Below are 26,002 nucleotides of genomic sequence, written 5' to 3' on the forward strand. Positions count from 1 at the left end.
CCGCTTTGGAAATTTTGTATTTTAAACTTTGCTTTTAAATGGCAACTTGTAATTTATGGCCGGGTAACAATACTTTTATTTTTTCCTTTACTTCCGCTTTCGAATACGCATCAATATTCAGAAAATCCCCCAGTCCATTAGCTCTTACTCTAGCAGCATTACCATTCTGATCTATGAACTTATTCATGGGAACAACAAGCATGGGTACATTGTTGTGGAAGGCCTCTTTCACAGAGCCCAATCCGCCATGAGTGATGAACAAATCTGTATGTTGCAATACATCCAGTTGTGGAAGATAATCAAAGGTGAATACGTTTTCAGCTTCTTTTAACTCCATTGTATGATTTCCTTTTGAAATTATTAGTATGGTTCCAGAAAGTTCTTCTATCATTGAAATTACCGAATTGAAGAAGTCGGTCACCTTTGGGCCTTGTGCCAGGGTACCAAAAGCCATATAAATTACTTTAAAATCGGTTCCAAGGAGATACTCCTTTTTTAGGTTAGAATATGTTGAAGTATAATAGGCACTTTCATCTTTAGGAGATAATTTTTCAAAAAAGCGTATATGTTTAGGTTTCTTAAATTGAGGAAATTCCAATTCGCGAGGTAGAAGCACAAGGTTGTCTACATTTTTGATGCCTCTGTTTAGGGAATGTTTTAAATCAATCTCTTTTCTCCAGTCCATTCCATATTTTTCACAGTGTTTCTTCCATAAAAAGGTTTCGTCTTTTCCAAGAAAAGCGATTTTTAAGATTAGTTCACGAAACCGTTGTTTAAACAGTTCTTTCAACCATAAGTACTCTATTTTTATTTTTGATAATAGGCTGGTTGCTGGAATAACCTTCGAGTTCATGGGGGGAATGCCTTTTGTCTTACCTGAGTATACCTTGGTATGCACTATGGTGATATTTGGGACAAAAGGTTTAAAGAAAAAATAGTATTCAGCCAGACTCTGGTCTATAAATACTTGAGCTGGCTTGTGTTCCTCTATAAGTCTCTGGGTACGCCGAAATGCATTTTCGAACTCAGTTTTTCGTTCCTTATAAAACGCTTTTGAAACCGAACTTTTTAAGAACAAGCCGAGGAAGGATTTATAGTTTTTAATAATGTATTCAGATAGGTAACCAAATTCCTTATATTCGAAACCTTCACTTTTTAAGATTCCAATGAGCTGGGGAGTGGTGGTAAATACCACTTTTTTACCTTGACCCTCAAACTTGTGGGCCAACCCAAATACTGGATACAAGTGACTTTGAAAGGGTTGTATTATGAATAGGTTCATAGGCTTTTTGTATTTGGCCCTGCCAAATACAGGGCCAAATGCAAAATTTAGTTAGAATCAATAACCGCAACCTCCTTGACCAGGCTGTAACACGGTACCAAAGGGTACCCCAGGTGGGCAATTTACCGGAGTATGCGGATTAAGGCAAAAACAATAAGGAGTAGCTCCCCCCTTTACGGTTTTTAATTGTTGTTTGGACAACAATTTGTCCGAAAACTTTGAAATGATTTTTTTCATTTTTAAAACTTTAAGATTAATAAATACTATATCGAACGATTTGCAAATCCACTTTAATTATATTGATTATCAATGATTTATAATTGTAATGGCACAAAGCATACACATAAACCAACGTCAATCCTACCCTAGGTGATTTTTGAAAAAATTTCATATTCGCCTTCATTACTTTTCATTAAGTATGGAAAGGAATCGCGTAAATATGATGTAAAGCCTTTTTTAGGCATAGATAATTAGTAATACTTTACTTATATAAAGTAATGAATAATAGTATTTATTTGTAATTAAAATTATGTTAAATAATACTTATAATATGTACTTCATTCGATAAAACATTTGTGGACCTTGGATTTAAAGCAAAATTCGCAACACGTTTCATAATCCTACCTTATGGGGGTGCCATGAAAACAACGATTCTTCCAGTTTTTAGAATAGCGACCCAAGAATACCTAAAGAACTCTGGCATAGTAGCTAGAAGGGACTAATCCAGAAATAGTTTAACTTAGAACTCAAATCAAAGAATGGTAATGTGTAAGTTTTACGTTGATATAACTATCTATGTCCATGGGTAACAGATTATGAGTAGTAGTACGAATACTGTGGTAGTCAGTAATGTTGCATACCATATTTCCTGGCCTTGTTCAAAAGGCCAGGAAATGAAAGTGCCTGAAGCGTAGTAACATAGTATATTTCAACCATCATTCATCACGCATCAAATGGTGCTTCATACTAAGGTGATATCCAAAGTCGGATATCCACAGGAACACCGCTAATACCCCCTTTACCATTTTAATTGTTCTTGGAATGACAATTTATTGGAGAGCTTTGAAGTGATTTTTTCATCTTTCCAATTTTAAAGGGTACTAAATAATTGACGCGAACCGATTTTAAAATTCAAAACATGAACATATTTATCTCACGAAATCAATGTCTGGTGTATTGCTAAGGCTTTGATTTGAAGTTCTTGAGAGCAAAAGCTTCAAAGTCCGGGGGATACAAAATGTTACGGAAACAGTTTTGCTTAATCTGATTCCTCATTTCGATAAGGCCTTAATTATCAAAATCATTGGAAATAGAGAAATAAAAAGATTTTCATGTTTTGGCATAAACCGAGCTAACGGTCCTGTATTTGCTAGTGACAATCGCCTACTCCTGGAGGTACTTGACTTCCAGGTCCATAACCGAATGGACAATTAATAAAGGCACCACTACCGATACAGAAGCAATATGGAGTGGCCCCTCCCTTGACTGTTTTTAACCGCTCCTTGGACAACAATTTGTCCGAAAACTTTGAAATGATTTTTTTCATTTTTTTAAATTTTAGGATTAATACTTCATTTATAATAAGTGATTTGCAAATCCATATTCAAGATTCGTTAGTTCCATATTTCCTAAGAAGATAGATAAGTATTGTATTTTAACAATTCTTGATATTGCGCTCTGCTTTCATTTAAAAAGTAATCAAGGAGAACGGTAATCTAAATAGGTCTTCCAGTGTAATTCTAACGTTTGACTATTTTGACAAAGTAATTTTAATGTATGCACAAGATTATTTTTAATAATCCTTACCCATCTGTTTTGATTCAATTGATTTGACACATGCCATAACCAATTAATTGCAATTAACAATTTATAAGATTCAATTTTAGGATAACTGGATTTCATTTATGAAGCCTATAACCTTCTTTATGAATGGCATAAACTTTTCGTGAGTAAAGAAGCGTTTGAAGACCATATGTTTTCGATTGATTGTAGCGGACAGATAGTTGAAGTTATTATTTTCTTATATTATTAATAAGTTTATTACTACATACTTATATTTTTCTTATATTAACATGGGATATTCTTCTTTTAAATTATTCCGATATGCCCCAAGGAGAGATAGATATTTCAATTTTAAAATACAGGAAAGAAAAAAGAATCAGTCAAGCTGACTTCGGGAAATTGGTTGGTGTAAAACAAGCTACGGTTTCCAATTGGGAGTCAAAAAAAGTAAACCCTTCTGGGAAGCATCTCGAGCGGATCAAGGAATTGATGAATTCGCAAATTGCAGAAACAAAATCCATCCCGAATCCGGATGAATTGGCCTTGCTCAAAGAACTATTATCGGCCAAGGAAGAAATAATAGGATACCTAAAGACGACGATTGATCGTATCAAGGAAGGGTGATGGTGATACCGTAATTCTTCTGCGTTTTCTCAACGCAACATGGTAGAAACTAAGCATAAGAAAAGGGCCTCACTTTAAAGTGAGGCCCTTTTCTCTAAATACTATTTTATACTTCCTAACCCTAGTAGCCAGGATTCTGTGTTAACACATCAGAACCTTGAATATCAATTTGTGCCTGTGGAATAGGATAGAACTCATTTTTTCCAGCGGTAAAGCTAGCTCCTCCAAACTTGGTAATCAAGTATTGGGATTCGTAGGCCAAATAGTCGTTCAAGACATCGGCAGCTACACCCCATCGAACCAAATCAAAGAAACGGTGACCTTCCCCGGAAAGCTCCAATTTTCTTTCAAAACGAACAGCGGTACGTGCATCCTCTTGCGAAGCAAATTGAGAAGGTGGATATTCCGCAATTACATAGTTGGCCGCATCATCACCAGAATCGTATTCCTTAACCCAATGTTCTGAGTTGGCGGCTCGCGCCCTAACCTGGTTTACATAAGTTCTGGCTTGCTCCAATGAACCCGCCTCGATTTCCGCTTCTGCAGCCATCAGCAATACATCCGCATAGCGAATAATCGTATAGTTCATTAAGGCATATCCTCTAGTCCACGAACTACCATCTGTAAAGCTATTTTCCTGGGATCTGTAGTAAATGTACTTTTTAGGAGAATATGGACCTGCGTATGGAAAACTACGAATCCAAGCAGAACCAGGATGATCTATCCAGTCTAAATAAGGGATACCCATACGGCCTATAGAATGATCGATACGGGGATCGAGTGGACCAGCATCCTCAACAAAATCCTCTTCAGCATTTCCGTCTGTCACTACCCATTTAAAGTTGTTGGCAACCTCGTTGGCAGGGTCATTGTAAGAACCGTCTAATAAAGGTAGACCTTCCGGTGTAGTTCTAAACGAATTTCCTAATTCTATACTGGGCTGAAAGAAACCGCAACAGTTTCCAGGACCATCCGGACCTGTATTATAAGGGTAGTTTAAGTCATCAAAATAGTTGGCGTTTTGTGTACTTCCCGTATTGTTGGCCGATTCCACATCCATAACCGCTTCCGCATGATTATCGTTCTCCGCATTGTATATTTGTGCATAATCATCAAGCAGAGCATACTTAAGGCCGTTTGAAGTAACACCATTGGCAATAACATCGTCAAACGAAGCCTTGGCTTCGGCAAATTTCCCTTGGAACAGTTGTGCCTTTCCAAGATACGCTCGTGCGGCCCATTTGTTAACGCGCCCTGCACCAGTTTCACCGGCAAGATTGTCATAGGCAAATTGGAAATCTGCCTCAATCTTATCCCAAACATCAGGAGTATTTGGAACGGCAACAACATCGGTAGGAGCTACCGTTTCGTCAAAATAAGGAATGCTGTTATGATGTTTCTTCAAATCAAAATAGAAATGACCTCTCAACATTCTTGCTTCGGCAATAATCCGTGTAGCTTCTGCTGGCACAATGTTATCCCCGGCCGCTTGTACCGTGGCTATTACATTGTTACAACGAACCACACCTTCAAAACGGCCATTCCAAAAATTATTGATATCCCCACTAGTAGGGTCAATCTCATAACGCTGAACAGGATTAATAGCCGAGTAATCCCCGGCATCCGTTCCTTTGTTCGCCTCACCGCCACAAATAGACCCGGTAATCCAATGATTAGGGCCTTCGAAGCGGTTACCGAATACACCGTTTAAAGCGGAGTAGGCTCCAACCAACAAACCTTCAGCACCCGCTTGGTTTTCCAGCTGGGCGGCCCCTAACGAACCTGTTGGCAGCACTTCTAAAAACTCGTCATTACAGGACACCCCTATCATAAGGATAGCCGCTATAAAAACAGGTAATTTTCTTAATCTGTACATAGTTTTCATAGTTAATTTTTGCTTAAATATATAAATAATTTTTCTTTTAAATATCACAAAGCTATCACAAGCCTAAATTTACGTTAAGTAGGTATTGAGGTGTTGCAGGGTAGTTTCCGACATCGATACCAAAACGAGTGTCCACATCACCACCTACCACAGGATCTAGACCGCTATAATCGGTAATCGTCCAAATGTTGTTTGCAGAGATGCCTACCTCAAATTTACTTAACCCAAGAGCATCCTTTACTTTATCATCAAAAGAATATACAAAAGCCAAACGTTGTAATCTTGCGTAAGAACCATCTTCCACATACCAAGAGTTGGAAGCACCACTAGTACTCAGGTTGGAAACACTTTCCCAAATTGGAGCAGCGGCGTTGTTCCCCAGTTCAGGGGTCCAAGAGTTAAAGGCGGCTACACCTTTTGCGGATCCCTCAAATGTTCCGAAGAAATCCCTAAACCATTTGGATTGGTTGAATATCTCGTTTCCAATGGACCAGTTCCAGAACATTTCCATTTTGAGTTGCTTGTAGTTTAACTCAAATACGGCACCACCTGTATAGGAAGGTACCGGATCTCCCAAATAGGTTCTATCATCCGGGGTAATGGCACCATCTCCGTTAACATCCTCATAGCGGAAGCGGCCCAATCCTTTACCATCCTGCGCTGGAGAATTGTCTACCTCTGCTTGAGAGTTGAAGTAGCCTATTACATTATACCCAAAAAAGGATGAAAGCGGTCTTCCGATCTGGTTTCGGGTAGGGGTAATTCCCCTAAAGCCAATACCATCCAAGAATTCAATACCTGGAGCAAAAGCTACGACTTCGTTCTTCAGGAAGGAATGGTTAGTCGTAATTTGGAAGGAAAGATCTTCGGTAAAATTACCACGACCTATGATTTGAAAATCGACCCCTTGATTGAGCATGGATCCCACGTTTACAGAAGGAGCACTAGCAAAATTTCCAGTAACCCCGGCCAAAGGAACCTGGAACAACAGATCCTCGGTATCCTTTTTCCACCAGTCGAACTGTACTTCTATTTTGTTGTCTAGAAGCGAAAGATCGAAACCAATGTTTAAAGTAGTACTGGTCTCCCATTTAGCATCAGCATTTCCGATTCGGCTAGTGGCAAACCCTTCGTCCGCACCACTATTTTGTCCGCCGATTGGATAAAATGTTCTGGCCAAATTAGCGGCGGCCAAGGAAAATTGATTACTTGGATCCACGTTGTTGGAGTTACCCATTTCACCCCAACCAGCACGAATTCTCAAATCGGAAATAAAATTCTGGTTTTGCATAAAAGATTCTCCGCTAACCGTCCATGCGCCCGATACTGCTGGGAATACCCCGTATCGATTATTTTCACCGAATACAGAGGATCCATCTCGTCGAACAACTCCGGAAATGTAGTATTTTTCATCAAAATTATAATCCAGTTTTCCGAATAGGGAACTGAAGTTAACCCCGGTAAAGATATTACCCTGTACCACGGGACTCTGAACAGTGGACATAGTAATGAAGTCAATATCCGTGGAGAAAGGATTGATACCGGAACCAAAAATGGACCTACCTCGGGAGGGTGTCCTTGGGGAACGGGCACCATTAATGGCCTCAATACCGGCCAATACTTTAATTCCATGCTTTCCATAGGTCTTATCAAAATTCACCGTGTTAGTGAAAATCCATTGAAAGCCGTAGCCCCAGGTCTCACTAAAGGAATTACTGGCCTCGGGCTCCGAATCCCCTAAGTACCGGAAGCCGTAATTTTGTTGGGTAAAATTGTTATATTGCCCGCCGATATTCGTTCTTACGGAAAGCCCATCAGCCAGTTTTACGTTGGCATATAAATTTCCAAAAACCTCTACTTGAAAGGCCACATCGTCTCCATTGTTCCGGACCAATCGTCGTACGGGGTTCCGTGGATTATTAAATCCGGATGCCCGTGTACTGGCATAGCTTCCAAATTCATCAAACACAGGAATTATGGTTGGCATTCGATACGCGGAAAGTACCTCGGATTCTTCATCGGCGATACCAGCACCTCCATTTGCACCTTGCTGTCCAACTACCGATCGGTATGTACCTTGGAAATTTTGCCCAATGGACAACCAAGGCGTAACGTCCCACTCGGAATTAAAACGTAGCGTATATCGTTTAAACTCATTGGACAACAGAATACCGGATTGGGTCTGTGCGCCGAGCCCTAAATAGTAACGGCCGTCCTCGGTGCCGCCATCAAAGCCCAAACTGATACGGCTAATCGGTGCAATCCGAGTAATTTCCTTATACCAGTTGGTCCCAGCCAAATTAGGACGGATCAAGAACACATCTTCAGGATTGGCCTCAAAGTTGGCCCGGATTTGTGCTAAATCGATTTCTGACTCAAAAACCCCATTTTGACCATCGGCATGCAAATAATCCGGAAAACGTGGGGTAGGATTCGATCCATACTGTGGATGCGTGTATTGAGGGGCTGTTCCGGTGGCCGCCGCGTTATTTTCATAGGCTATGTGCGTATATCTCGCCATATCCTGTGGATTCAACATTTCCGGGGAACCACTGACGTTGGGGTCGGTAACCCCGCTTTGGATGCTAAGGGTTACATTGGTCTTCCTTTTTCCTTTTTTTCCTTGTTTTGTAGTATAAACAATTACCCCGTTTGCTGCCCTGGCTCCATATATGGAGGCCGCAGCTGCATCTTTTAGTACCGTGGTAGTTTCAATATCATCCGGGTTTAGGAAATCAATGTTTAGGATAGGTACCCCATCCACTACATATAAAGGCTCGTTACCCCCAAAGGCTCCAAAACCACGTACCCGAATCTGAGACGTAGTACCAGGCTGACCGTTGGTCACAACGGTAACCCCCGCGACCCTACCGGCCAACTGCTGTTCTACGTTACCAGAAGGAACGGCTGCCAATTCTTCTGCCTTTACTATGGAAACGGCTGCGGTAGTCTCTCGCTTACTTTCCGTTTGGTAACCTGTTACGATAACCTCGTCCAGTGCGGCTGCATCCTCTGCCAAGGTTACATTAACCGTAGATTGCCCGTTAACAGCTACCTCTTGGGTTTGAAAACCTAGATAACTAATTACCAATGTGGCGTTAGCATCCACATTTAAGGTATAATTCCCATCAAAATCTGTTTGGGTTCCGTTAGTTGTACCTTTTTCAACAACGTTGGCCCCAGGAAGTGGAACTCCCCCGGAATCCGTAATTGTACCCGAAATGGCGGTTTGGAAAATAGTTTCCGTTTCAATTGTAATTTCATCATTTGCTTGGGCCAATTGCGTTCCCAAACAAATCAACATCGACAAAAACCCAATGGTTAAGAAAGAGAACTTTCCTTTGGGCCTTAACGAATTGTAATCTCGTTTTTGATTCATAATCCTTGTTGTTTGTTAGTTTAAATTAATCTTGATTTTTCAGGTTTTTCAACGCTTGACGGCACACCAAACTGTTAAGGAAAACCCAAATTTCGGGTAATAATAACAAAATTATGTGAATTATAAACATCCAATTTGTAATAATTTCCCCGAGCCCTCCATATTCTTAAATGTTAAATTTTAGGGACTATTGCGATTAGCCCCCCGTTTTATTTGGCAATATGACAATTTGAGGATGTAATTTTTTCAGGATTCAGAATTTTCAGGAATCACAAACAAAATCCAATTTGTTAGGTATTTTCTCTCATTTTTTTCCAAACACAAGTCGTCTATAACGTTGGAGAAGGCCATTATTTTTAGGGTTTGTTAACTTAAAAAGCGTTAAATTTCCCTAAAATTTTGCTAAAAGAAACCCGATGTTATTTTTCATTTATAAACAAAACAATCGAGATTTTGAATTATTAGGTAAGGGAGGATTAAACCTTTTTACAGCTTATGATGATTTTTATTTGATCCTTGGAAGTGGTAAAGAATAGGTAATGCTCGCCACCATTTAAAATCCGGTATCTTTTTCTTAAGGAATCTACGCGTTCAGGAAAATTTCGAACTGTGATATGGGCTCTTTTAAAATCTAGGATTTTCATGGTCTTTTTTGAATAGGGCCATACTTTTTCAATCCTGAATTTTCTTCCGGGAAAGTTTTTTAATTCGTTTGAAGTGTATAAATGGGAATGTCCGCTGAGCTTGCCTAATGAATACCGTACTGCTAAAAGTGAGAACGCCCCGGACTTTAAAATGGCCGAATTAGGTTCATAAAGGAAATTTTGAGGTTCGATGAAGTTTGGCAGCGCGCTTTTTTCTTCTTCAAGTGTAAAGTTGAAAGTATCTATTTTTTGTTCATTGGCAAAGTTGACAGCCTTCACCACGATTTCTCCGTTGAAATTGGCCTGTAATACCCATAATAATTCCTTTACTTCGTTTTTTAGGCTCACAATATGAATTTCCCTTACGAACCTTAGCTCCTTGATTCCAACCGATAGATCCAAAATGGGGGAGGTCTTTATCATAATATTATTGGATTTTTGAAAGAGTAAATCCAAATGTTTGGTAACATTGGGGGAACAATCCGATAAAAAGAAGACCTTGCTATTTTGATTATCCCTGCGGGAAGGGTCTAAGTATATCCAATCAAACTTTAATTTGGATTCTTTTAAAAACCTCAATCCATCTCCTGAAATAACCTCAATGTTTTTTCTCCCAAGGACTTTAAAATTATGTGTAGCTATTTTAGATAGGTCCCTATTCGTTTCACAATGATAGATAACACCTATTTTAAGAGCGAAGAAATTAGTGTCTACGCCGAATCCACCGGTAACATCTACAAGAGTTTTTCCATTAACAATTTTGGCTTTGTACCGGGCGGTGGTCTCTGAAGAAACTTGTTCAATATGTAACTTATCCGGGAAATAAATCTTGGGTGTTTTATACCAGGTAGGGAGTTTTGTTTTTGATTTTTTTTTGGAAATTATCTGTTGTGCCAATTCTTTGTTGGAAACTTCTTCGAAAAAAGGGTTTTTTAATAAAAATGACACAATGTCAGTATCAATTTTATCTAAAATAAATTCCTGTATACCAGTTTTTAATAAATTCTCATTCAAAGTATAACTATAAATTACCGGTCAAGGATTTTACAATCTTATTTTCGGACAAAAATTCTTTTAAAATTACCTTGATAGCGGTATAACCAGGGACTGCCACGATCATGCCTACTACCCCGAAAAGAAGACCGGCAATGATGATGATCAAAAAGATTTCCAGGGGATGGGATTTCACACTGTTGGAAAAAATAAAAGGCTGGGAAAAAAAGTTATCTATTAACTGACCGATTACCAAGCCAATTAAGACGTAACCTGCCTTGGGCAATATTACCGTACTAAAATCCATTCCCAAATTACTGGTCATGGTAAGTAGTATCATAATGACTCCACCAATAATAGGACCGATATATGGAATAATGTTGAAAAGGGCGCATAAAAATGCAATCACAATGGCATTTTCTATACCTACAATAAGTAGAACAATTGTATAGATAACAAAAAGAATGAATATTTGTAGGAGTAGCCCAACAAAGTATCTGGACAATAGATTGTTTATTTTATCTATGGATTTTACCATGCCACTTTCCTTATCGTCCGGAACAAAGGTTAATAACCCTTTTTGGAAAAGCTTACTATCCTTAAGAAAGAAAAAGGAAATAAACAAAACGGAAAACAACCCTATACTAAATGTGCTGAGCACACCGACAAAAGAATTTAGGAAATTGGGGATAAAACCAATGTCAAAACCTTCCAAAAGGTTTTTCTCCAGTTCACTCTCCTCAATAATTTCGGTTACGACCTCTGGGGAAGCTCCAAAATATTGTGTGATTTCTTTGTAAAGGGAATTCAAATTACTTTGCAATTGGTCAATATCCAACAAGGATAAGTTTTTGCCTTGTTCGGTGATCAATGGAATAAACAATGCAATTATGCCTCCCAGCAAACCAATCATTAAGAGCATTGTCAGAATAACGGCCAAGGTATTCGGGAATTTGATCTTTCTTCTAAGGAAAAGCACAATAGGCCTGCCGATAAGAGCTATAACCGCTGCAAAAGCCAAATAGACCAGTACGGATTGTATTTTATACAAAAAGTATAGAACCAGTATAATGCCGGTTAAGATACCAATGGCCCTGAGAATACCTTGTGATATAGTCTTCGAGTTCATGTTTCCATCTTTGTTAGATTCTTCCCCTTCGTCACATTACTTCTTTCATTAATAAGGACAATACCTCATATTGGATTAGTATCAATTTCCGAATGCGTAAGAAACGATATTTGCTCCCATCCGAAGTGCCTTTTGACGAACCTCCTCGGGATCGTTATGCACGGCGGGATCTTCCCAGCCATCTCCAAGGTCACTTTCAAAAGTGAACAAAAGAACAAGCCTATTTTCATTGAAAATACCCAAGGCCTGCGGTCGTTTTCTATCATGCTCATGTATTTTTGGGAGTCCTTCGGGAAAATCATATTCTTGCTCAAAAATTGGGTGATCTTTGCTTAGCTCCTCCAACTTCTTATTCGGAAAAACTTTGTCCAATTCTTTTCTAAGATAGGGTTCCATACCGTAATTGTCATCAATGTGTAAAAACCCTCCAGACAATAGGTACGTTCTCAAATTCTGTGCATCCTCCTCAGAAAAAACTACATTACCATGCCCTGTCATGTGTAAAAAAGGGTATTGGAAAATATTGCTACTACCTGCATCTACGGTCGCCGGCTTTTCATTAATTGCCGTTCCTATGTTTTCATTGCAAAAACGAATAAGATTGGGCAAAGCGGTTGGATTGGAGTACCAGTCCCCACCACCATTATACTTTAGGACTGCAATCTCTTGCCCTGTCAACGGGAATACCACGAAAAGCAAAAAAGTAGATAATAACGGTGTAAGTAACTTCATCAACTATCGAACTAAGACTCAGATTGCATCAAATTTAAGTATAATCCATGTTGAAAAAAACCTTGTTGTCGATATTAGTTTTAGGTAGTCTTGTTTTTGCGGCATTTACAAAGACCAATTCTGTTGAAAATACAATTTCTGATAACTCCTTAATTACGAATGAGACCTTTGAACCGGTTGTGGTTTTGGAATTGTTTACGTCTCAAGGGTGTTCTAGCTGTCCACCTGCCGATGTTCTTTTGGACAAGGTTAAAAGGCAATATGCAGATGAGGTGTATGCCCTTTCTTATCATGTGGACTATTGGAATTATATAGGTTGGGAAGATCCTTTTAGCAAGCCTGAGTATGCAAAAAAACAAAGAGATTACAATATCCAATTTCGTAACAGGAGTAACTATACCCCTCAGCTGGTTATCAATGGAAAGGAACACATAGTAGGGTCCAACACCAATTTGCTGTACAACAAGATCAAGGCCTACAAAGAGCAAAAAGCAGAGAATAAAATTGGATTGTCCAAAATTGATAATAGTGGGCGAGGGGTTTCTTTTGAGTACGAGATTTATGGCAATTTAAGGGATAAAGAACTTAGGGCATTACTGGTGTTGGATCAGCGCCAAACACTGGTCAGAAGAGGTGAAAATAGAAACAGGACCCTAACAAACAGCAACATCGTTGTAGCTGAAAAGTTGATAAAACCTTCGGAATCAAAAGGGAAGGGAGTTTTGCCTATTCCTAAAATCGTTGAGCCAAACGAAAAAAAGTACTTGATATTGCTTGTGCAAGATGTGAATTATAAAATATCCGGAGCCGTTAAAAGCACTGTTTTATGAACTAAGATGTTGTTTGTTTCTAAAGCCCCGTGAGGAGAACCATATATTCATGCGGGGCTTTTTGTTGCTAGCCGTTGTTAATTGTGGCAACTATGGTACAGGCCACTAAGGCCGCGGTTTCGGTACGCAAACGGTTCTTTCCCAAGGAAACGGGCCAAAAACCTTTTTCGTTGGCTTGTTTGATTTCAGAAGGAGAAAAATCCCCTTCCGGGCCTATTAAAATGGTGATGTCCTTGTCTGGAGCTACTCTTCTTTTTAAATCCATTTTTTCACCCTTTTCGCAATGTGCCATAAACAGAAGCCCTTCAGGAGTATTTTTAATGAAATTTTCATAAGAAATAGTATCGTTTAGTTTTGGAAGATAGGTCTGTAAAGATTGCTTCATAGCAGAAAGGATTATTCTTTCCAATCGTTCTCGTTTGATTACTTTTCGTTCGGAGCGCTCACAGATAATCGGCGTAATTTGATCTACGCCAATTTCAGTGGCTTTCTCTAAAAACCATTCAAATCGGTCTATATTTTTGGTTGGTGCAACAGCCATATGCAAGGAATGCATTTTGGGATGCGTTTTTATAGTAGAAACAATTTCTGCCTTGCACTTTTTTATGTCTGCAGTTAGTATTTTGGCCTGGAATAAATAACCTCTACCATTGGTGATTTTTAAAAGGTCGCCTTCCTTTTTCCGAAGTACTTTAATTATATGGCGACTCTCTTCCGGGCCGAAGACAAACTGGGAAACGCTATTGTCTAAAGTTGGATTATAAAAAAGTTGCATAGTTTCTAAGATAAGGTTATTGGAAACTGGATGTCCTGTTCATAAAATGTTGCGGTCTAAAGTTTTGAAAATGTTTGATTTTCAAAACTTTAAATACTTTAAATTTATATTTTGTATCTCGCTTTAGCAGATATATTTTGACCCGTAAGTTTGTTTTGTATAAACTTGAAATATCCGGTTATTCCAATCATTGCAGCATTGTCCGTACAATACTCCAGTTTTGGCAAATATACATGCCAACCATACTTTTTTTCCGCGGCTTTCAAGGCAGCTCGTATACCCGAATTGGCCGAAACACCTCCGCCTATTGCAACATGTTTCACCCCGGTTCGCTTAACGGCCTCTACTATTTTATCCATTAGAATATGAACTATGGTATGTTGTATGGAAGCACAAATGTCATTTCGATTTTCCAATACAAAATTCGGATTTGACTTTACCTCCTTTTGGATAAAGTATAAAATACTGGTTTTTAAACCGCTAAAACTAAAATTAAGTCCGGCCACCTTAGGCTTGGGAAAAGGAAAGGCCTTAGGGTTTCCCAATTGGGCATATGTATCGATCAAAGGACCTCCGGGATAGGGCAGGCCCAATATTTTTGCACTTTTATCAAAAGCCTCACCAACGGCATCGTCCAAAGTCTCACCCAATATTTCCATGTTAAGATAATCCTTGACCAGAACAATTTGGGTATGCCCGCCACTTAGGGTCAATGCCAGAAAAGGAAAGCTTGGGGCCTGGTAATCTTGCTCTTCTATAAAATGGGCCAAAATGTGGGCTTGCATATGATTTACTTCAATAAGAGGAATATGCAATCCCAAAGCTAGGGACTTGGCGAAGGAAGTACCCACCAATAATGATCCCAATAGTCCAGGTCCACGTGTAAATGCTATGGCCGATAGTAGTTTTTTATCGATATTTGCTCTCGTTAATGCTTGGTGCACAACAGGAACAATGTTTTGCTGGTGTGCCCGCGAGGCAAGCTCAGGAACAACGCCCCCGTATTCCTGATGTATTTTTTGGGTGGCCACTACATTGCTGAGCACTTTTTTGTTCAGTAATACCGCTGCCGAGGTATCGTCACAAGAAGATTCAATGGCTAGAATATAAATAGTTTTGTTTTCCACCCGGTTTGGAACAAAAATTGGATATACAAAGGTAAAACATAAAGCCCTATCAAAAAACTAAGGAAAATACTGATAAGAACTCTCTTAGTGTTCCTTTTAATATGCATTTTGGGTACCATAATCCTTTCCTTGCCCGCAGTTCAAACCCGTTTTGCCAAGTACGCCACAACTACCATAAATAATGAATTTGGGACTCATATTAATATTGACAGGCTGAGGGTTTCCCTAATCTCATGGGATACCTCACTGAAGAATGTTTATGTTGAAGACTATAAAAAAGATACTCTATTTTTCATTGATGAGCTTACCACATCAATCTTAAGTATTAGAAATTTGGCCAATGGAAAGTTAGAATTTGGAGAAATTGATATTGAACGATTAAATTTTAAGCTAAAGACTTACAAGGAAAACAAAAATACCAACTTGGAAGTTTTTATCGATAAACTGGATGATGGCAAACCCAGAAAACCAGGAACTCCACCGTTTTTTTTCTCTTCCTCCGATATAGAAATTTCCCAAAGTAATTTTAGGCTTATAGATGAAAATAGGGAAACGGAGAATATCCTTGATTTTAGGGATTTGGATATTTCAGCTTCCGATTTTCAAATTCTCGGCCCTGAAGTTTCCACGGAAGTACAGGAGCTTTCCTTTAAGAGCAAGAGGGATTTGGAAGTGGAAAAATTGGCCACGGTATTTAAATATACCAAACAGCAAATGCGATTTGATTCCCTTAGAATAAAGACTCCCGGATCCGATTTAAAGGGTAACTTGGTCTTTAATTATGATAGAAAGGATTTCGCCGATTTTACGGACAAAGTAAAAGTTGTGGCTAACTTTCAGGACTCCAAAGTAGCCTTTAACGAAATTAATCATTTGTACGATCAATTTGGAAAAGAAAAAGAGGTTGTTTTTTCCTCTTCCTTAAGCGGGGTTCTTAACGATTTGAATGCGGAACAGCTCTTCCTGCAATCAGATAATACGGGCATTCGAGGGGATTTCAATTTTAAGAACCTTTTTAGTAAGTCGGAGCCTTTTTCCATGTCGGCAAATATGAAGAACGTTACAACCAGCTATTATGAACTCCGATCGTTAATGCCCAATATCTTAGGCAAATCAATACCTTCCTTATTTCAAAAACTCGGACAATTTACGATTCGCGGGGATGCTGATATTACCGAGACTTCTATTGATGCCAAAGTAAACATTAATACGGCCATTGGAAGTAGCTATACAGACTTGGAATTGACCAATGTAAACAACATTGATAACGCCACCTATGAGGGTTTTGTATCCCTAATTGATTTTGATTTGGGCGACTTTTTGGATAATAAGAGGTTGGGCAAGACAACCTTGGATTTTAATGTGGAAGGGCAGGGCTTTGTTCAGGATATAAACACCGAAGTAATAGGCCAGATTTATTCCGTGAATTTTAACGATTATGATTACAAAGACATTAAGGTTTCTGGAATTTTAAAGGAGCAATTGTTCGATGGTAGTTTGGTAAGCAATGATGAGAATCTACAATTCAACTTTAAGGGGTTGGCAGATTTTGGAGAAGACAGTAATAATTTCAATTTTATTGCCTCCGTGGATCATGCGGATCTTAAAAAGTTGAACTTCATAAATGATAGTATATCAATCTTTAAGGGCAACGTAAACATGGACGTTACCGGGAACACCTTGGATAATTTAGTGGGCGACGTCAAGTTCACCAAGACCATTTTTCAAAATAAGAACGATACCTATTACTTTGATGATTTTAAGGTCTCATCCACCTTTGAAAATGACTCCATTAGAGTAATCGATATAAACTCGCCGGACATTATTACGGGTTATATGAAAGGTAATTTCAGGGTCAACGAACTGGGTAAATTGGTACAGAATTCCATAGGAAGCATTTATACCAATTATCGGCCTTTTGAAATTTCAGAAGGACAGACCATGTCCTTTAATTTTAAGATATACAACAAAATAGTAGATGTTTTTTTTCCTGAAGTCCAATTTGATCCAAATACATTTATCAGAGGGAATATAATTGCCGATAAAGGAGACTTTAAGTTGAATTTCAAGTCACCTAAAATACAGGCATATGGGAATGTGGCTGATAGTATTGACATAAAGATCGATAACAAGAATCCTTTGTTCAATACCTATGTCTCGGTAGCCGATCTTTCAACAAGTTATTATGACGTAAAGGATTTCAGTCTCATCAATACGACTTTAAAAGACACGCTGTTTTTCCGTACGGAATTTAAAGGGGGTAGTGAATTTGATGATAGCTACAACCTGAATTTTTATCACACATTCAATCAAGAAAATAAATCTGTCATTGGCCTAAAGAGATCGGACGTTAGTTTCAAGGGGAACCAATGGATTTTAAATAAGGAAGGAAATCGGCAAAACAAAGTTATTCTCAACAGGACCTTAGATAGTATTTGGATCGAGGAAATCGTTATGAACAACGAAGAGCAGGAGCAAATACGCCTTAAAGGCCAGTTGGCGGATTCTACTTATAAGGATTTGGAACTTCAATTTAAAATTGTTTCCCTTAATAAAATAACCCCTTCAATAGATAGTCTAAAACTTCAAGGGGAAGTAAATGGAACGTTAAATGTACTACAAAAGGACGATGTCTATTTGCCTTCCTCCAATTTGGCCATTGCCGATTTTGCTGTTAATGATATGAGAATGGGAGACCTTACCATAGGGATAGTGGGCAATAGGGATTTGACCGACTTTGTTGTCAATTCCCAGATTACGGATAGGGGTGTGGAGAAAATGGGAGTTGTCGGTAATATTAAAAATGATGGGGAGATTCCCCTGGCCAATCTTTTGATAAACTTCAATGAGTTGGACCTTGAACCCTTTAGCCCCTTGGGAGAGGATGTCATCACCAATATCAGAGGCGATTTAAGTGGTAGTGCTAGGATAAGGGGGCCTGTGGACAATCCGGAATTCAGCGGTATTTTAACTTTGGATAACGCAGGTTTGGCCATTCCCTACCTAAACGTGGACTATAGCTTTGCTCCCAATTCCCGGGTAGACTTACGGGACCAGACTTTTGATTTTGACCAAATAAGGATTACCGATGTCGCAAAAAGAACAAAAGCAGTTTTAGATGGAACTATTACCCACAGATACTTTGAGGATTGGTTTTTAGACTTGGATATTGATACCAACAATAATCGTTTTTTGATTTTGGATACTGCATTTGAGGAGGAGGTACTCTACTATGGCACTGGTTTTATAAACGGACAGGGTAGAATTTTTGGCCCAACAAATGCACTGACCATTAAAGTAGACGCAGAAACAGCAGAGGGCACTTCCCTTAAAATACCTCTGAGCGATGTAGCCTCGGTTGGAGATTACTCCTTTATAAATTTTATAGAACGCAATAGCATAAAGACTATTGAAGAACAACGTATCCTTGAGGATTTTGAAGGATTGGAGCTAGAATTTGATCTTGTGGTTACCCCGGATGCCGAAGTCGAAATTGTAACCGACCGTAAAACAGGAAGTTCACTTAAAGGAACCGGGGAAGGTATTTTATTAATACGTATCAATACCCGGGGAAAATTTGAAATGTTCGGGGATTTTGTAGTGGTAACCGGAGAATACAACTATCGGTTTGGCGGTATAATAGACAAAACCTTTACGGTTAGGCCTGGTGGAACCATCATATGGGACAGGGAACCTTTAGAGGCGCAATTGCAACTTGAAGCGGTATATTCCTTAAATGCCAATCCTGCCCCGTTATTGGACGATCCGGGATACACTAGACGTATTCCAACACAGGTAGTTACCAAATTGACAGGGGAATTGGAAAGCCCGGATATTGAGTTTAATGTAGAGTTCCCAGGGACCAATACCATAGTCCAATCAGAATTGGAATATCGATTGCAGGACCCTACCGTAGAAGAAAGAAACGCTCTGTTTTTGTTGGCCCAAGGCTCTTTTGTTAGCGACCAAAGTGGGATAAATAGGCAGGCAGTAACGGGTAATTTATTACAATCTGCCTCAGGATTATTAAACCAGGTATTGGGAGGTGAAAATGATAAATTTAATTTGGGACTTTCCTATGAGCAAGGAGTATTGGATAGGAATGCGGATGTACAAACGGAGAATAGAATAGGCGTAACGGTTTCTACCCAGATAAGCGATAGAATATTGTTCAATGGTAGGGTAGGGGTGCCTGTAGGTGGAGCCAGCGAAACAGTGGTTGCCGGGGATTTTGAGATACAATTATTGCTTAATGAAGAAGGGACCCTAAGCGCCAAATTCTTTAACAGGGAGAATGAAATCCAAGAGTTTTTCGCACAGAGACAAGGCTATACGCAAGGCGCGGGCCTCTCGTACGAAGTGGATTTCAATAGTTTTAAGGAACTCTTTAGAAGAGTGGTAGGCAAAACGGAAACACAAGAAAATAGATTACCCGAGACCGAAGAATTGCCCAGTTCGGTGATGGGAAAAGATAGCTTGCTGAGATTCTACCCAAAGACAAAAGGACGTCGTTAAATACCCCACAGGAGAAAACCCTTGTGTTATATTTTTGGCATAGAAAATACCAAGGGTCTACGAAAACGATATAGCTGGTTGTATTGCCTAAATTAAGGACTTCAACAATTCCTAAATTGAAATAAGTTTGCTAATTTTGCTAGCTTAAAATTTTCGATGGTTTCCGAAATAAAGAAAATCGGTGTTTTTACCTCAGGTGGGGATTCACCGGGAATGAATGCAGCTATTCGGTCGGTAGTACGTACTTGTGCTTTCTTGAAGGTAGACTGTGTGGGTATCTATAGGGGTTATGAAGGCATGATCGAGGGCGATTTTAAACCCATGGATGCCCGTAGCGTAAACAACATCATCAACAAGGGGGGTACCATTCTAAAATCTGCCAGGTGCGAACCATTTCGTACCAAGGAAGGTAGAAAAAAAGCTTACGAACAACTTAGGGCCGAAGGAATCGATGCCTTTGTTGTTATTGGTGGTGATGGTAGTTTTACCGGGGCCATGATTTTCAATCAAGAATTTGATTTTCCGGTCATAGGGATTCCTGGTACCATAGATAATGATATTTTCGGTACCACCTTTACTCTAGGTTTTGATACCGCCTTGAATACTGTTGTAGAAGCCATAGATAAAATACGGGATACGGCCAGTTCCCACAATCGTCTCTTTTTTGTTGAGGTAATGGGAAGGGATGTCGGTCATATTGCCTTAAATGCGGGAGTGGGTGCAGGTGCCGAGGAAATTTTAATTCCCGAGGAGAACCTGGGCCTAGATCGTCTTTTGGAATCCTTGAAACGGAGTAAGGAATCCGGTAAATCTTCCAGCATAGTGATAGTTGCAGAAGGAGATAAAACCGGGAAAAATGTGTTTGAGCTCAAGGAATATGTGGAGGAACATCTACCGATCTATGATGTAAGGGTATCGGTATTAGGTCATATGCAACGTGGAGGACCACCGTCCTGTTATGATAGGGTGTTAGCTAGTAGAATGGGGGTTAAGGCGGTGGAATCTTTATTGGAGGGCAAAACCAGCCTTATGGTAGGTGTACAGGATAATAGGCTTATATTGACACCGATAAACAAGGCAATAAAAGGGCATACTAAAATAGACAAGGAACTCATTCGGGTTTCCGAAATAATGACAACATAATTTTTAATCTAAAAACAGATAAAATGTCAAACTTGAAAATAGGAATTAACGGATTTGGTAGAATAGGGAGGTTGGTTTTCCGATCAACCGTAAAAAGGGATAATGTTGATGTGGTTGCCATAAATGATCTTTTGGATGTGGAACACCTTGCCTATTTATTGGAATATGATTCCGTACACGGAAGATTTGATGGAACCGTAGAGGTAAAGGACGGTAACTTGGTAGTCAACGGCAAAACCGTTCGAATTACTGCGGAAAGGGATCCCAAAAATTTGAAGTGGGACGAAGTAGGGGCAGATATCGTGGCAGAATGCACAGGTATTTTCACAACTTTGGAAACCGCACAATATCACATTGAGGGTGGTGCCAAAAAAGTAGTTATTTCAGCACCCTCCAAAGATGCTCCAATGTTTGTAATGGGGGTAAATCATAAAGATGTAAAAGCATCTGATACCATCGTATCCAATGCTTCCTGTACGACCAACTGTTTGGCACCTTTGGCAAAAGTCTTGAATGATAATTTCGGGATAGAGGAAGCGCTCATGACCACTGTTCATGCCACAACGGCTACGCAAATGACCGTTGATGGTCCATCCAAAAAGGATTATCGAGGTGGTAGAAGTGCTTTGTTGAATATTATTCCCGCTTCCACTGGAGCCGCCAAAGCGGTCACCAAGGTAATACCTGAGTTGCAAGGGAAGTTGACGGGAATGGCTTTTAGGGTACCCACAGCTGATGTGTCCGTAGTTGATTTAACGGCACGACTGGAAAAGGAGACTTCCTACGAGGAAATAAAGAAAGCATTTAAAGCTGCTGCCGATGGAGAGCTCAAGGGAATCTTGGGCTATACCGATGAAGCGGTGGTTTCCCAAGATTTTGTTGGTGATGCACGTACCAGTATTTTTGATGCAGGTGCAGGAATTGAATTGAATTCCAAATTCTTCAAACTGGTTTCATGGTACGATAATGAAGCTGGGTATTCCAATAAATTGATAGATTTGGCTGAATACGTTCACAGTCTTTAAGTTTTTGATGTAAGAAAAGTTTTCCTGAAAATATACCGTTTTTTGTGTATTTTCAGGATTCTTTTTTTAAAAGGAAATATATGGTAGTAATAGTAGATAGTGGGGCTACCAAAGCAGATTGGATAGCTTTGGACGATAAGGGTGAACAGGTATTTTTCACACAAACTTTGGGACTTAGTCCCGAAGTGTTGACACGCGAGGTAATAGAGGACAGACTGGCCAATAATTTTGAGCTCTCCAAGAATAGCAATAAGGTTAAGCAACTCTTTTTTTATGGCGCAGGATGTGGAACCGAACGAATGAGACGGTTTCTAAAGAAAATTTTTAAAGCTTTTTTTCCAAAGGCCAAGGCAGAGGTTAGAGAAGATACCTTTGCCGCAATCTATTCCACTACCCAAGTAGGGCATCAGGGCATTGTATGTATTTTAGGTACGGGATCTAATTGTAGCTATTATGATGGGCACCAAATGTTTCAAAAAGTGGTTTCCCTTGGTTACATCCCCATGGATGATGGAAGCGGGAATTTTTTTGGCAGAAAATTGATACGCGATTATTACTATCATAAAATGCCCCAGGATTTGGCCATGAAGTTTTCTACGGAGTATAACCTGGATGCGGATGTCATCAAGGAAAATTTGTATAAGCAACCCAATCCCAATACGTATCTAGCCACTTTTGCGCGGTTTTTAGTTGAAAATAAGGATCATCCCTATTGTAAAGGTGTAATAGACAAAGGGTTTCAACAGTTTATAAATAATCATGTAATGCAATTTGAACTGGCTACTAAGGTTCCGGTTCATTTTGTGGGCAGCATTGCCCATTATTTAAAGGATGAACTCCAGGCAGTGGTTGAAAGGAACGACTTGGTATTGGGTGTTATTCGGCAACGCCCCATTGATGGTCTTGTTGAATTTCACAAGCAAACTATCTAACGGCTACCATAGAAATTTCAACGTTTACAAACTTGGGAAGGTTGGCAACTTCTACAGTTTCACGGGCAGGAGCAGTATCGGCATTGAAGTAAGACCCATAAACCGTATTGACTTCATTGAATTGATGCATATCCTTTAAAAAAATGGTGGTCTTTACCACATTTTCAAAAGTCATTTGGGCCTCATCCAAAATTGCACTTAGATTCTTCATGGACTGATGAGTCTCCTTTGTGATATTACCTTCAACCAATTTCCCAGTACTTGGGTCAATCGGGATTTGGCCGGAAATATACAAGGTGTCACCACTTAATATCGCCTGATTATACGGGCCAATTGGTGCAGGTGCTTCGGAAGTATTTATAATTTTTTTCATAATGGAATGATTTAAAGGTATTTAAATGGAATTCACTTTATCTTCTGGTTGGCTGACTTCTGTTCTCCCATTTTAGGTCACTGAGTATGGAACTTTTTATTCCTATAAAGAAATACCAGCGTTCAAAATTCCCAAAGGGGGTCCAATTAAAACGGAGAACGAAACTCTTTAAATCCCGTTCAAAACGGAGCTGGGTGAGCGTAAACCCTTTATTTTTAAAGTCATATCCTGAAGACCCTCCCACCTTCCACCTTGGAGAAAGCTCAATATCCCCGGAAAACATAAGCGAATGACTGCTAAACTCATTCTGCCTTTGATTATTGCTATAAGTGGCGGAATAGGCCAACCTAAAATTCCAAGGAATTTTAGTACCATAAATTGGATTTTCCACATCTTCGGAGTCCCTATCGTCCCCTCCTCTAGGAGGTTCATTGAATCGGTCTGCACGCCCAAAAAGGTCATCGTCCCGGCCACCGCTCTGGGCAACATAATCATAGGGGTTTTCATCTTCGTCTTCGCCTTCTTCATCCTCCTTTTTGCCAAAGGTTTTGCTGTCAATGGAATACCCAACATTAACGTTAGCCCTGGTCAATCTAAAAAGACTACCTCCGTTATCTATGTTAAAGGTGTTTATCCGGCGTCCATTGTTATCTATGGCATAGGGATCCAGACCTGCCGAGAAATTGATGGCCATCTTATTGTCAAGGATATTGGTGCCACCATTGATGCTCAAAGGACTTATGCGCAACGAATCCGCTTCAAAATTGTAGCCCGTGGACAAGTTTAAATTACTCAACAAAGGAATCTTTTTGGGTTCTGTTGCTGTAGAATCCTTGTCCTTTACCTTGGCTTCAAAAACGTTGGCCAATGAAAAACCTAAACTGTTGGATTTACCCAAACTTGGCGCCCCGTTTAAAGTTCCTTGAAATCTGCTGAATTGTACCACTTCCCCGTCTCCATCAATATACTCATCATAGAATTGTTCAAAGGATGGGGCGAATCCATAGCTTAAGGAAGGTCTCATAACATGGCGTATAGCCTGTATTTTTTTGTCCTCACCAAAATTGAAGGTTCCATAAAGTGTGGTACCTATACTTGCACTAAAATTGTAAGTGTTGTAGCGATCAAAGCCACTGATCGTATCCCGTACCACCTGATTCTCCTCGGCATCAAAACGCTGATTAAAGGTTTCAAGGGTCCATACGTCCTCATAATTCCCTCCTACACTTACGCTAAAAAACTTGGCCACTTTAAAGTTGGTACTAATGGGAATCCGGTGCCGGGCCCCGACCCTGGCATTGTCGAACATTCTACCCGTCAAAAAATCATCATCATTGGTGGTTAGACTGTTGCGCGCATTAACATCGTACTGAAAATTCACATTCTGGATGATACCCTTTTTAATTCCATCGCGTTTGGCAAAAGGAAATATTCGTTCTAAACTGGCCTGAAAAGTGGGTAAGGTCATCTGGATATTATCCTCTGGGGCATTGGCACTAGTATTCTGGCTATGTGTAGCCGTAACACTCATATTTACCATAGGATATTCCGGAAAGGTCTTGGAATATGAAATGGATGAATTCAAGCTGTTGTTCTGCGTATTGGGTAGGTTTTGTTGCAATAAGGAATTCTGAAAATAGGTACTACTACCCAAGTTGACGGATGCTGAAAACCGTGAATTGGGATTGGCCTTGGCATCTTGGGAATGGCGCATCTGGATATTGTAAATTGTTGTCCTACTATAATCACTGAATCCCCTTTGGCTGGTAACCAGGTTTTCATACCTGAAGTTAATGTTTCCTTGGTATCTATAACGCTTGGAATATGCGGATTGTCCTCTAAACCCATAACTTCCATTGGTATAAAAGTCGCCAGTAAGGGTCAGGTCCAGGTAGTCACTTATGGGAAAATAATATCCTCCTCCTTGAAGAAAATACCCGCGATCCGGATCATTTCCAAAGGTGGGCATTATTAATCCTGCAGTACGCCCAACGGTAAGGGGAAAATAGGCAAAAGGCAATGCAATAGGTGTAGGCACATCTGCTATGTACAGATTGCTAAACCCCGCGATCACCTTTTTTTTGGGTACAAATTTGGCCTTTCTAACTCGAATGTAATAATCGGGGTCTATGGTGTCCTTGGATGTGGTCAACTTACCTTCGTGCAAAAAGTAAACGGAGTCATTTTCCTTTTTGGTAATGTCCGCATATACCTTCATAGCATCGCTCCCTAATTGCCCTAAACCGGCCTGTTGTTCCGTTCGTGAATTCCATATCAATGCCTTTTGGGTATCAAAATTAAATCGGATGGAATCCGGTATTACCTCATTGCTGCCCTGCTTAAAGAAAGGGATTTGTGTGTAGTTGCCCAAGGAATCTTTGATACGACCGGCATACACCTCATTCTTTATATAGTCCAAGATGATGATGCCTGCCTTTAATTCCGTATCCTGATAGTATATTTCAGCCTCGTTGTACAAATATATTTTTTGATCTTTTTGGCTCAATTTCACATAATCCTTGGCTTTGTATTTAATCTTATCCAATAAAATTGATTCCTTTTTATTTAGGGAGTCCGTTTGGGTGGAATCATTGGGAATACTATTGGGTAGAGCAGAAATAGGAAAGAGGGGGGCAATTATGGTATCCTTCTCCGCCTTTATGGGTAGTGGAATTATTTGGTCTTCTTGGGCATTTACCCAAATTGAACCAACCAAAAGCAGCAATAGGAAAAGAAAATGTTTATTTGATTGCAAGGCTATATATCCTATTTTTGTAAAGGTTTGGCTTTCCCCTAGCGTTGGCATTGGAGATCAAACTTACATATATTTTT

The 26,002-nt window shown here is 39.6% G+C and carries 18 protein-coding genes; 6 read left to right on the top strand and 12 right to left on the bottom strand.

Annotated elements, in window-relative coordinates; genetic code table 11:
• Positions 1-34: 34 nt before the first annotated feature.
• From ACP2AF_RS13540 to ACP2AF_RS13550, 3 genes are all read right to left on the bottom strand, one after another.
• The gene (locus tag ACP2AF_RS13540; protein WP_425236685.1) at positions 35-1,282 is read right to left on the bottom strand and encodes a glycosyltransferase; all 1,248 of its coding nucleotides are present in this window, start codon (positions 1,280-1,282) and stop codon (positions 35-37) included.
• Positions 1,283-1,339: 57 nt separating this feature from the next.
• A complete protein-coding gene (locus ACP2AF_RS13545; RefSeq protein ID WP_425236686.1) occupies positions 1,340-1,519 on the bottom strand; it encodes a hypothetical protein in 180 nt (59 codons plus the stop codon).
• 1,132 nt (positions 1,520-2,651) lie between these two features.
• On the bottom strand, positions 2,652-2,828 hold the full coding sequence (locus ACP2AF_RS13550) for a hypothetical protein (protein ID WP_425236687.1): 177 nt from the start codon (positions 2,826-2,828) through the stop codon (positions 2,652-2,654).
• A 557-nt stretch (positions 2,829-3,385) separates the two neighbouring features.
• Here ACP2AF_RS13550 and ACP2AF_RS13555 point away from each other — a divergent pair.
• Positions 3,386-3,688 (top strand): helix-turn-helix domain-containing protein, encoded by a 303-nt coding sequence (locus ACP2AF_RS13555; RefSeq protein WP_425236688.1) that lies wholly within the window; start codon positions 3,386-3,388, stop codon positions 3,686-3,688.
• Positions 3,689-3,809: 121 nt separating this feature from the next.
• Here ACP2AF_RS13555 and ACP2AF_RS13560 read toward each other — a convergent pair whose 3' ends face one another.
• From ACP2AF_RS13560 to ACP2AF_RS13580, 5 genes are all read right to left on the bottom strand, one after another.
• A complete protein-coding gene (locus tag ACP2AF_RS13560; RefSeq protein ID WP_425236689.1) occupies positions 3,810-5,564 on the bottom strand; it encodes a RagB/SusD family nutrient uptake outer membrane protein in 1,755 nt (584 codons plus the stop codon).
• 64 nt (positions 5,565-5,628) lie between these two features.
• Positions 5,629-8,952, bottom strand: a complete 3,324-nt coding sequence (locus tag ACP2AF_RS13565; protein ID WP_425236690.1) for a SusC/RagA family TonB-linked outer membrane protein — start codon at positions 8,950-8,952, stop codon at positions 5,629-5,631.
• A gap of 476 nt (positions 8,953-9,428) precedes the next feature.
• Positions 9,429-10,544, bottom strand: coding sequence for a THUMP-like domain-containing protein (locus ACP2AF_RS13570; protein ID WP_425236691.1), 1,116 nt, complete (start codon positions 10,542-10,544; stop codon positions 9,429-9,431).
• Between the two features lie 73 nt (positions 10,545-10,617).
• On the bottom strand, positions 10,618-11,718 hold the full coding sequence (locus tag ACP2AF_RS13575) for an AI-2E family transporter (RefSeq protein ID WP_425236692.1): 1,101 nt from the start codon (positions 11,716-11,718) through the stop codon (positions 10,618-10,620).
• 81 nt (positions 11,719-11,799) lie between these two features.
• Positions 11,800-12,450: a DUF4159 domain-containing protein gene (locus tag ACP2AF_RS13580; RefSeq protein ID WP_425236693.1), complete on the bottom strand. Its 651-nt coding sequence runs from the start codon at positions 12,448-12,450 to the stop codon at positions 11,800-11,802.
• Positions 12,451-12,515: 65 nt separating this feature from the next.
• On the opposite strand from ACP2AF_RS13580, the gene ACP2AF_RS13585 reads away from it, so the two are divergent.
• Positions 12,516-13,280, top strand: a complete 765-nt coding sequence (locus tag ACP2AF_RS13585) for a DUF1223 domain-containing protein (RefSeq protein WP_425236694.1) — start codon at positions 12,516-12,518, stop codon at positions 13,278-13,280.
• A gap of 67 nt (positions 13,281-13,347) precedes the next feature.
• Here the strand turns inward: ACP2AF_RS13585 and ACP2AF_RS13590 are convergent, their stop codons facing one another.
• Both ACP2AF_RS13590 and tsaD read right to left on the bottom strand, forming a co-directional pair.
• The gene (locus ACP2AF_RS13590; RefSeq protein ID WP_425236695.1) at positions 13,348-14,055 is read right to left on the bottom strand and encodes a 16S rRNA (uracil(1498)-N(3))-methyltransferase; all 708 of its coding nucleotides are present in this window, start codon (positions 14,053-14,055) and stop codon (positions 13,348-13,350) included.
• Between the two features lie 104 nt (positions 14,056-14,159).
• Positions 14,160-15,182, bottom strand: coding sequence for a tRNA (adenosine(37)-N6)-threonylcarbamoyltransferase complex transferase subunit TsaD (gene tsaD / locus ACP2AF_RS13595; protein ID WP_425236696.1), 1,023 nt, complete (start codon positions 15,180-15,182; stop codon positions 14,160-14,162).
• Between the two features lie 108 nt (positions 15,183-15,290).
• Here tsaD and ACP2AF_RS13600 point away from each other — a divergent pair, with 108 nt between their 5' ends.
• The 4 genes from ACP2AF_RS13600 (at position 15,291) to ACP2AF_RS13615 (ending at position 22,797) form a co-directional block, all read left to right on the top strand.
• Positions 15,291-19,697 carry a translocation/assembly module TamB domain-containing protein gene (locus ACP2AF_RS13600; RefSeq protein WP_425236697.1) on the top strand — a complete coding sequence of 1,469 codons (4,407 nt, stop codon included), beginning with the start codon at positions 15,291-15,293 and terminating at the stop codon, positions 19,695-19,697.
• A gap of 156 nt (positions 19,698-19,853) precedes the next feature.
• A complete protein-coding gene (pfkA, locus tag ACP2AF_RS13605; RefSeq protein ID WP_425236698.1) occupies positions 19,854-20,840 on the top strand; it encodes a 6-phosphofructokinase in 987 nt (328 codons plus the stop codon).
• 23 nt (positions 20,841-20,863) lie between these two features.
• Positions 20,864-21,865, top strand: a complete 1,002-nt coding sequence (gene gap, locus ACP2AF_RS13610) for a type I glyceraldehyde-3-phosphate dehydrogenase (RefSeq protein ID WP_425236699.1) — start codon at positions 20,864-20,866, stop codon at positions 21,863-21,865.
• Between the two features lie 80 nt (positions 21,866-21,945).
• Positions 21,946-22,797, top strand: coding sequence for an N-acetylglucosamine kinase (locus ACP2AF_RS13615; RefSeq protein ID WP_120714387.1), 852 nt, complete (start codon positions 21,946-21,948; stop codon positions 22,795-22,797).
• On the opposite strand, the gene ACP2AF_RS13620 is transcribed toward ACP2AF_RS13615, so the two are convergent.
• Both ACP2AF_RS13620 and ACP2AF_RS13625 read right to left on the bottom strand, forming a co-directional pair.
• Positions 22,790-23,170, bottom strand: a complete 381-nt coding sequence (locus tag ACP2AF_RS13620; RefSeq protein ID WP_425236700.1) for a RidA family protein — start codon at positions 23,168-23,170, stop codon at positions 22,790-22,792. The genes ACP2AF_RS13615 and ACP2AF_RS13620 overlap by 8 nt on opposite strands.
• Before the next feature lie 37 nt (positions 23,171-23,207).
• Positions 23,208-25,976, bottom strand: a complete 2,769-nt coding sequence (locus tag ACP2AF_RS13625) for a putative LPS assembly protein LptD (RefSeq protein WP_425236701.1) — start codon at positions 25,974-25,976, stop codon at positions 23,208-23,210.
• Positions 25,977-26,002 lie beyond the last annotated feature (26 nt).

It is taken from the genome of Ulvibacterium sp. (genome assembly GCF_965248315.1).
Lineage (GTDB): Bacteria > Bacteroidota > Bacteroidia > Flavobacteriales > Flavobacteriaceae > Ulvibacterium.